At 70.5% G+C, this 6,326-nt stretch carries 6 protein-coding genes; 3 read left to right on the top strand and 3 right to left on the bottom strand.

Features of this window, described 5'->3' with window-relative positions:
* Positions 1-17 precede the first annotated feature (17 nt).
* The gene (locus tag G6R24_RS17140; protein ID WP_338084455.1) at positions 18-1,085 is read left to right on the top strand and encodes an LLM class flavin-dependent oxidoreductase; all 1,068 of its coding nucleotides are present in this window, start codon (positions 18-20) and stop codon (positions 1,083-1,085) included.
* 125 nt (positions 1,086-1,210) lie between these two features.
* Here G6R24_RS17140 and G6R24_RS17135 read toward each other — a convergent pair whose 3' ends face one another.
* Positions 1,211-2,047, bottom strand: a complete 837-nt coding sequence (locus tag G6R24_RS17135; protein ID WP_225438648.1) for an SDR family NAD(P)-dependent oxidoreductase — start codon at positions 2,045-2,047, stop codon at positions 1,211-1,213.
* A gap of 288 nt (positions 2,048-2,335) precedes the next feature.
* The gene (locus tag G6R24_RS17130; protein ID WP_163550234.1) at positions 2,336-4,342 is read right to left on the bottom strand and encodes a RecQ family ATP-dependent DNA helicase; all 2,007 of its coding nucleotides are present in this window, start codon (positions 4,340-4,342) and stop codon (positions 2,336-2,338) included.
* A 237-nt stretch (positions 4,343-4,579) separates the two neighbouring features.
* On the opposite strand from G6R24_RS17130, the gene G6R24_RS22665 reads away from it, so the two are divergent.
* Together G6R24_RS22665 and G6R24_RS22660 are read left to right on the top strand one after the other, a co-directional pair.
* Positions 4,580-5,080, top strand: coding sequence for a hypothetical protein (locus G6R24_RS22665; RefSeq protein ID WP_225438647.1), 501 nt, complete (start codon positions 4,580-4,582; stop codon positions 5,078-5,080).
* A 156-nt stretch (positions 5,081-5,236) separates the two neighbouring features.
* Positions 5,237-5,671 carry a hypothetical protein gene (locus G6R24_RS22660; protein ID WP_225438646.1) on the top strand — a complete coding sequence of 145 codons (435 nt, stop codon included), beginning with the start codon at positions 5,237-5,239 and terminating at the stop codon, positions 5,669-5,671.
* A gap of 18 nt (positions 5,672-5,689) precedes the next feature.
* Here G6R24_RS22660 and G6R24_RS17120 read toward each other — a convergent pair whose 3' ends face one another.
* On the bottom strand, positions 5,690-6,148 hold the full coding sequence (locus tag G6R24_RS17120) for a hypothetical protein (protein WP_217451517.1): 459 nt from the start codon (positions 6,146-6,148) through the stop codon (positions 5,690-5,692).
* Positions 6,149-6,326: the final 178 nt, after the last annotated feature.

Below are 6,326 nucleotides of genomic sequence, written 5' to 3'. Positions count from 1 at the left end.
GAGAGGCGGCGGGGGCGGTGTTGCACCGTGGCGTGTCTTTGACTCGGCGGGTACCACTGTCAGTTCTGGATCTTGTTCCGGTCGGTTCCGGAGTACCGGCGGGCGAGGCGTTGCAGGGGTCGCTGGAACTGGCCCGACAGGCGGAACGGCTGGGGTACGCCAGGTACTGGCTGGCGGAGCATCATGGGATGCCGGGGATCGCGAGCTCGGCGACGGCGGTTCTGATCGGTCAGATCGCGGCGGCGACCAGCACCATTCGGGTGGGGTCGGGTGGGGTGATGCTGCCCAACCACGCGCCGCTGGCGGTGGCCGAGGCGTTCGGCACCCTCGGCACGTTGTTCCCGGGGCGCATCGATCTGGGCCTCGGCCGGGCGCCGGGCACGGATCCGGCGACCGCGCGGGCGCTGCGACGCACGGCGGGGCCCCTGGCGGTGGACGACTTTCCCCAGCAGCTCTCGGAACTGACGACCTTCCTCGCCGGCGGGGAGTTCCCCGAGGGGCATCCGATGCGGGGGGTGTACGCGTTTCCGCAGGCACCGGTGCCGCCGATCTGGTTGCTCGGGTCCAGCGGTTACAGCGCCCAGGCCGCCGGGATGCTCGGGCTTCCGTTCGCGTTCGCGCATCATTTCAGTTCGGCGAACACCATCCCGGCGTTGGAGCTGTACCGGCGGTCGTTCCAGCCGTCGCCGGGACGGGAACGGCCGTACGCGATCGTCGCGGCCGCGGTGCTGTGCGCCGACGACGACGAGCGGGCCGAGTGGCTGCACAACTCGGTCCGGCTGGCGATGCTGCGCCTGCGCGGTGGGCGTCCGGTGGCGTTCCCGTCGCCGCGGGAGGCCGCCGAGCACCCGTGGACGCCGCAGGAGCGGGCGGCCGCCGACAACCTCACGGCGTCGCACATCGTCGGCTCGCCGCTGACCGTCGGCGCCGGCCTGGACGCGCTGCTCGACGCCACCGGAGCTGACGAGATCATGGTGGTGACGAACACGCAGGAGCCGTCCGACCGCATCCGCTGCCTCGAACTCGTCGCCGAGCTGGGCGGCCTCACCCCGGCCGGCACCGCCACCCCGGCCGCTGCCCGCTGACAGGGACCCCGACGGCGGCGCCTCGGCCACGGTGATCGATCCCGCGGCCGAGGCGCGCCGATCCGGAGGCGGCCCGGGCGACGGTGCGCGGGTACCCGGAGGCCGGTGCCCACCGGTGGGGTGACTCAGCTGGCGGTGCGGCGGCCGAGGAGACGGCGGGACCGCGGGGCCCGCGCCGAGCGGACCATCGCCATCGAGCCACGGCGCAGCACCCGTTCGGTGATCTGGGCGACGAACCCGCGTGGCAGCAGCCGGGAGGCGTTGGACGTGAGGTAGTTGAGCCGTCCGTCGATCACATAGGCCTGCCCTCGATCCAGGGCACGGAACGCGGCGGCGACCACCTCGTCGGTGGTGCGCACCCGGCCACCGGCGGACATCCGGGAGCCGAGCGCCTCGAAGAAGCCCGTGTCCGTGGGCCCCGGGCACAACGCGAGCACCCGCACACCGTAGCGGCGGTACTCCGCCCACAGCGCGATCGAGAAGTGCAGCACGAACGCCTTCGAACCGCCGTACACCGCCATGTACGGGACGGCCTGGAAGCCCGACGTCGACGACGTGTTGATGATGGTTCCGCCGCCCCGGGCGACCATGCCGGGCAGGAACAGGTGGGCGACCCGCTCCACCGCGACCACGTTGAGCATGACCTGCCGGTGATCGCGTTCGGCGGCGATCTCGTGGTACGGGCCGCGGCTCCCGAACCCGGCGTTGTTGACCAGGATGTCGATGTCCAGGCCGATCTCGGCGACGGCCTTCGCCAGCGTGTCCGGACCGCTTTCCTCGGCCAGGTCGACGGCGACGGTGCGCACGTCGACGCCGTGCTCCCGGCGCAGCCGCTCGGCGACCTCGCGCAGCCGGGGTTCGCCGGGCGCGGCGAGGACGAGCCGTGCTCCCCGCGCCGCGTAGGCCTCGGCGAAGGCCGCCCCGATTCCCGACGACGCCCCGGTGATCAGGGCGGTACTCATCTGCAGCTCCGCGTGTGCGGCCATGGTCCTCCCTGCTTGACCGCGCGCGCGACCACGCCGGTGCGCAGCAGCGCTCTGGCACCTCGGTCGAGCGCACGATCCGCGACATGTCCGAAATATCAATTATCCGGATTTTCTGGACAGGACGGATACTGACTGTTGAATCGCCGATACCGCAAGGTGCAGGCCCGAGGGTGCCGACCGGGCGAAGGTAGCCAGAAGGTCGCACCCCCTGACACCCGCCCCCCACCGGCGACCCCCGTCCGGGGCCGCCCCTCGTCGGTGCTTTCAGGCGCGGGCAAGCAGCGATCGCTGTTGGACGGTCTCGGCCGACAGGGTGCGGTAACCGGCGCCGTCGAACAGCACGGTGACCTGGTCACCCTCCACCCGCACCACCTGCCCGTCCCCGAAGGCCACGTGCCGCACCGCGCAGCCCGCTGGAAACGGCTGCTCCTGGGCCGCCGTCTCCGCCTCGCCGTTGACACCCTCGCCGTTGGCACCCCCGCCGTTGGCACCCCCGCCGTTGGCACCGTTGCCCGGTGGATCGACGGCCCGTCCCTCGAGCGCGGAGGCGGTTCGTCCACCGGGCCGGTCGGCGCCGCAGATGTCGCAGTTCCCACACGGACCGGCCGACTCGCCGAAGTAGGCGAGCAGGAAGGAACGCCGGCAGGTGCGGGTCTCGGCGTAGGCGCGGATCATCTCGACCCGTGAGCGGTCGATCTCGGCCCGGCTCTCGGCGACGGCGAGCGCACGCCGGGCCGCCTCCCGCGGTTCGGGGGCATCCGGGTGGGTGGCGATCCGTCCGTCATCGTGGACGACGACCGCCTCGGCGTCCACGAGCAGGTCCACCAGACGGCTCAGCGTCGGGGCGCGCAGCTGGGCGGCCTGCGCGAGTTCACGTGCCGTCACCGCTTCCTCGGCGTGGCCGAGCAGGACTGCCACGCGCCGCAGCGCGGTCTCGTCGACCTGGCCGGACGCCTGGAAACGGCGCAGCCCGAGGTCCTGCGGTCGGTAGAACAGGCAGGCCAGCGCCGGCTGCCCATCCCGGCCGGCCCGTCCGATCTCCTGGTAGTAGGAATCGAGCGAATCGGCGACCTCGGCGTGAATGACCGTCCGGACGTTCGGCTTGTCGATTCCCATCCCGAACGCCGTGGTCGCGATGACCACGTCACACCGATCACCGATGAACGCCGCCTCGACCTCCCGGCGCCGCGCCGCCCGCAGGCCGGCGTGGTAGGCGTGGGCGGTCAGGCCGAGCGCGCTGACCTCCGCGGCCAGTTCCTCGGTGGCCCGCCGGGTGGCGGCGTAGACTAGGGTCGGCTTCGCCTCGGCGGCGATCCGTTCGATGAGGCTCGCCCGTTTGTCCTCCTCGCTGGTGAACGACACCACCGACAGGCTGATCTCGGGCCGGTCGAACCCGCTCACCACCTCGGCGCACTCCCGCATCCGCAGTCGTTCACGGATCTCCCGGCGCACCGGTGGCGCGGCGGTCGCCGTCAGCGCCACCACCGTCGGATGCCCCAGCTCCTCGATCACCTGCCCAAGGCGCAGGTAGTCCGGCCGAAACCCATACCCCCAGGACGCCACGCAGTGCGCCTCGTCCACGACGAACAGGGACGGTTTCGCCTCGCGCAGCGCCGCCCGAACATCGGGGCGCGCCAGCTGTTCGGGTGCCAGGAACAGGAACTCGGTCCGCCCCTGCCGAACCGCGTCGAACGCCGCCCGGCGTGCCGCCGCGCCCGCGTCCGAGTTCGCCACCACCGCCGCGGCCGACGTGGGCTCCGTCGGGCCGATCAGCGTGGACATCCGCTCGGTGATCCGTCGCACCTGGTCCCGTTGCAGGGCGATCAGCGGCGAGACGACCACCGCCGGCCCCGCCAGCACCAGCGCCGGGATCTGGTAGACCGCCGACTTTCCCCCACCGGTCGGCAGCACGCACAGCGTGTCCCGCCCCGCGAGCACCGCCCGCATCGCCTCCAGCTGCCCATCCCGCAGCCCCTCGAAGCCGAACCCCTCCCGGGCCACCATCCGAATCAGGTCACCGACCTCGTCCTGCCCATCCCCCGCATCCCCTTCATCCGCGAAGGCCCCGCCGCCGGCGGCGTTCTCCCCGCTGTCAGCGCGTTCTCCAGCACCGCGGCCCGCTCCCCCGGGAGCGTGCTCCCCGTCGGTGACATGGTCAGCCGGGTTGTCGACGGCGGCCTCGCCGCCATGCTCGGACGCGCCCGGGCCGCCACGGCGCCGGATGCGAAGCCAGGTGGCCAGGAGTCTCGTAGTGCGATCACGACGGTTCATGGTGCCGCCGGACGTACCCCCTGATCACCGAATACCACCCTCGGATAACCACGAAGGTGACAACGATGGCACAACACGGTCGGCTCGACGCGACCCCCCGACAACCCCACCCCGCGACGGGGACGGCACGGCGACACGCCGTCCCCGTCGGACCATCCCGCCCATACAGCTCCGCAAAGTATCGGATCAGTTACTGTCTCGCCACATAGGAAGGTCGTCACGAGAGGAAATGTTTCGATGCGTAGCCGGAGGTTTCGACATCTGGCGGTACCCCTCATCGCGCTGCTGGCGGTAACAGCCGTCGCGGTCGTGCTCGTCGGTCATCTGACGGGCGGGCTTGGTGGCGACAAGCGCACGTCGGAACACGGGATGACCGGCCTTCCCGCCGCGACCGACGCCCAGCGGGAGGCCCTCTCGGACAGTATTCGCCCGGTACCGGCCACACCGGCGGGAAAGCTCCGGTTCGGGCTGGGCCCAGGCCTCGACAGCGCCCAGTCCTCGCCGCTGGCCGGCGATCTCGACTTCTACAGCACCTGGTTCAACGGCCCGAACGACCTCGGCTTCCTGCGCAAGTGGAAGCTCGATCTGATTCCCCAGGTGTACCGCTCGGGCCACGGTATTCATCTCATCGTCTGGCTGGACGGCACCGGCTCGACCGGCACCTTCTCCACCGCGCACGGCCAGGCCTGCGGCCGCGAGTACCCGCTGTCGAGCGCCTTCCTCTCGGACGCCCGCTAACTCGCCTCGATCTTCGCCGGCGCCGCGAACGGTCCGGCCCTGTACGTCACGCTGTTCACCGAGTTCCAGACCTACCCCTGCCAGACCAATGCCTGGGCGGCCAGCGCCGAGACGACCAACTACTACCTGACTCTCAAGGACCAGTACCTCGCCGCCATGCAGATCTTTCACGCCGGGGCGCCGAACGCCCGGGTGTCGCTGGGCTGGGGTGGTTGGCAGGAGCGCTGGGACGATCCGCTCATCGGCGGCGGCAAATCCCTGCTGCCCTATTTCGCCGACGTGATGCGGGCCTCGGACTTCCAGAGCTTCCAGGCGATGGGTGGCGATCCCAGCGCCCCCGACGTCCAGAGCATGACCGCCGCCCTCGGCAGGTTCGGCCCCGTCATGCTGGCCCACTACAAGTCCGAGTCGCAGAGCGCCTGGCAGTCCGACATGCAGGCGCTGCTGACCGGTGACGAGGTCCGCCAGCTCAGCGCCGCCGGCCTGTTCGCCTTCAGTTTCATGGACCAGGACAACATCGGCTCCTCACCCGCCGCCCTCGCCCTCACCCGCGGCGCCCTGCAGATTCACGGCATCCACTCTCCCCTGTGACCAGCCGGATGGACGCGCTCAGCCACCCTCGGATCGGGCCGACATCAGGCGAGAAACGGCAGTCCTGATGTCGGCCTCGAGCGCACGCCATGACGGCAGCTCACGCACCGGCCCATCGATGTCGAGCCGTTCAAGAAGAATTTTCCGGTACGCGCTGAAGGCCGCCTCGGTATCCGCCTTCTGACGTCGACGGCCGGAGGTTTCTCCAGCCTCCACCAGCGCCCGCCGAAGAATGGCCTTGCAGTCTTTCTTCTCTACTTCGCGCAGACTGGGCAAGGACAGCGGAGCCGACCCCTTGGGCCGCCCGACAGCGCGGCGAATCTCGCCTTCACTTAGCAGCAGCCAAGCCTCCAGATGCCGGACTGGGATGACGGGAACGACCGGTTCCAGCAAGCCGCTCCCAGCTGCGGCTGCCGCTATTTCGGCGCGGCGCGCGGAGGCTCCTTCTCGGTCCGCATCCCGGTGAACAAAGATCATGTTTGGTCGATCCTCCTCTGCCGCTACCGCCGAGAGCTGACGAGTCACGGGCGGACGCTCAGGGCGCACCGTTCCTTGGGCCTCAGGCGCACCGGCACGCACCAGAAGATCACGTAGATGAGGAAGAACTCCCTCATCTGAAGGTAACTGGTCAGGTCTCGTAGATCGTTTGTTTTTT

This window comes from Candidatus Frankia nodulisporulans (assembly GCF_902806475.1).
GTDB classification, from domain to species: Bacteria; Actinomycetota; Actinomycetes; order Frankiales; family Frankiaceae; genus Frankia; species Frankia umida.
The sequence above is the reverse complement of the archived record's forward strand: the minus strand, read 5'-3'. Positions and strand labels throughout refer to the sequence as shown.

Excerpts from the sequence above, each read along its gene's own strand:
- G6R24_RS22665 (WP_225438647.1), top strand. The coding sequence starts at position 4,580 with ATGCGTAGCCGGAGGTTTCGACATCTGGCGGTACCCCTCATCGCGCTG.
- G6R24_RS17135 (WP_225438648.1), bottom strand. The coding sequence starts at position 2,047 with ATGAGTACCGCCCTGATCACCGGGGCGTCGTCGGGAATCGGGGCGGCC.
- G6R24_RS22660 (WP_225438646.1), top strand. The coding sequence starts at position 5,237 with ATGCAGATCTTTCACGCCGGGGCGCCGAACGCCCGGGTGTCGCTGGGC.
- G6R24_RS17120 (WP_217451517.1), bottom strand. The coding sequence starts at position 6,148 with ATGATCTTTGTTCACCGGGATGCGGACCGAGAAGGAGCCTCCGCGCGC.
- G6R24_RS17130 (WP_163550234.1), bottom strand. The coding sequence starts at position 4,342 with ATGAACCGTCGTGATCGCACTACGAGACTCCTGGCCACCTGGCTTCGC.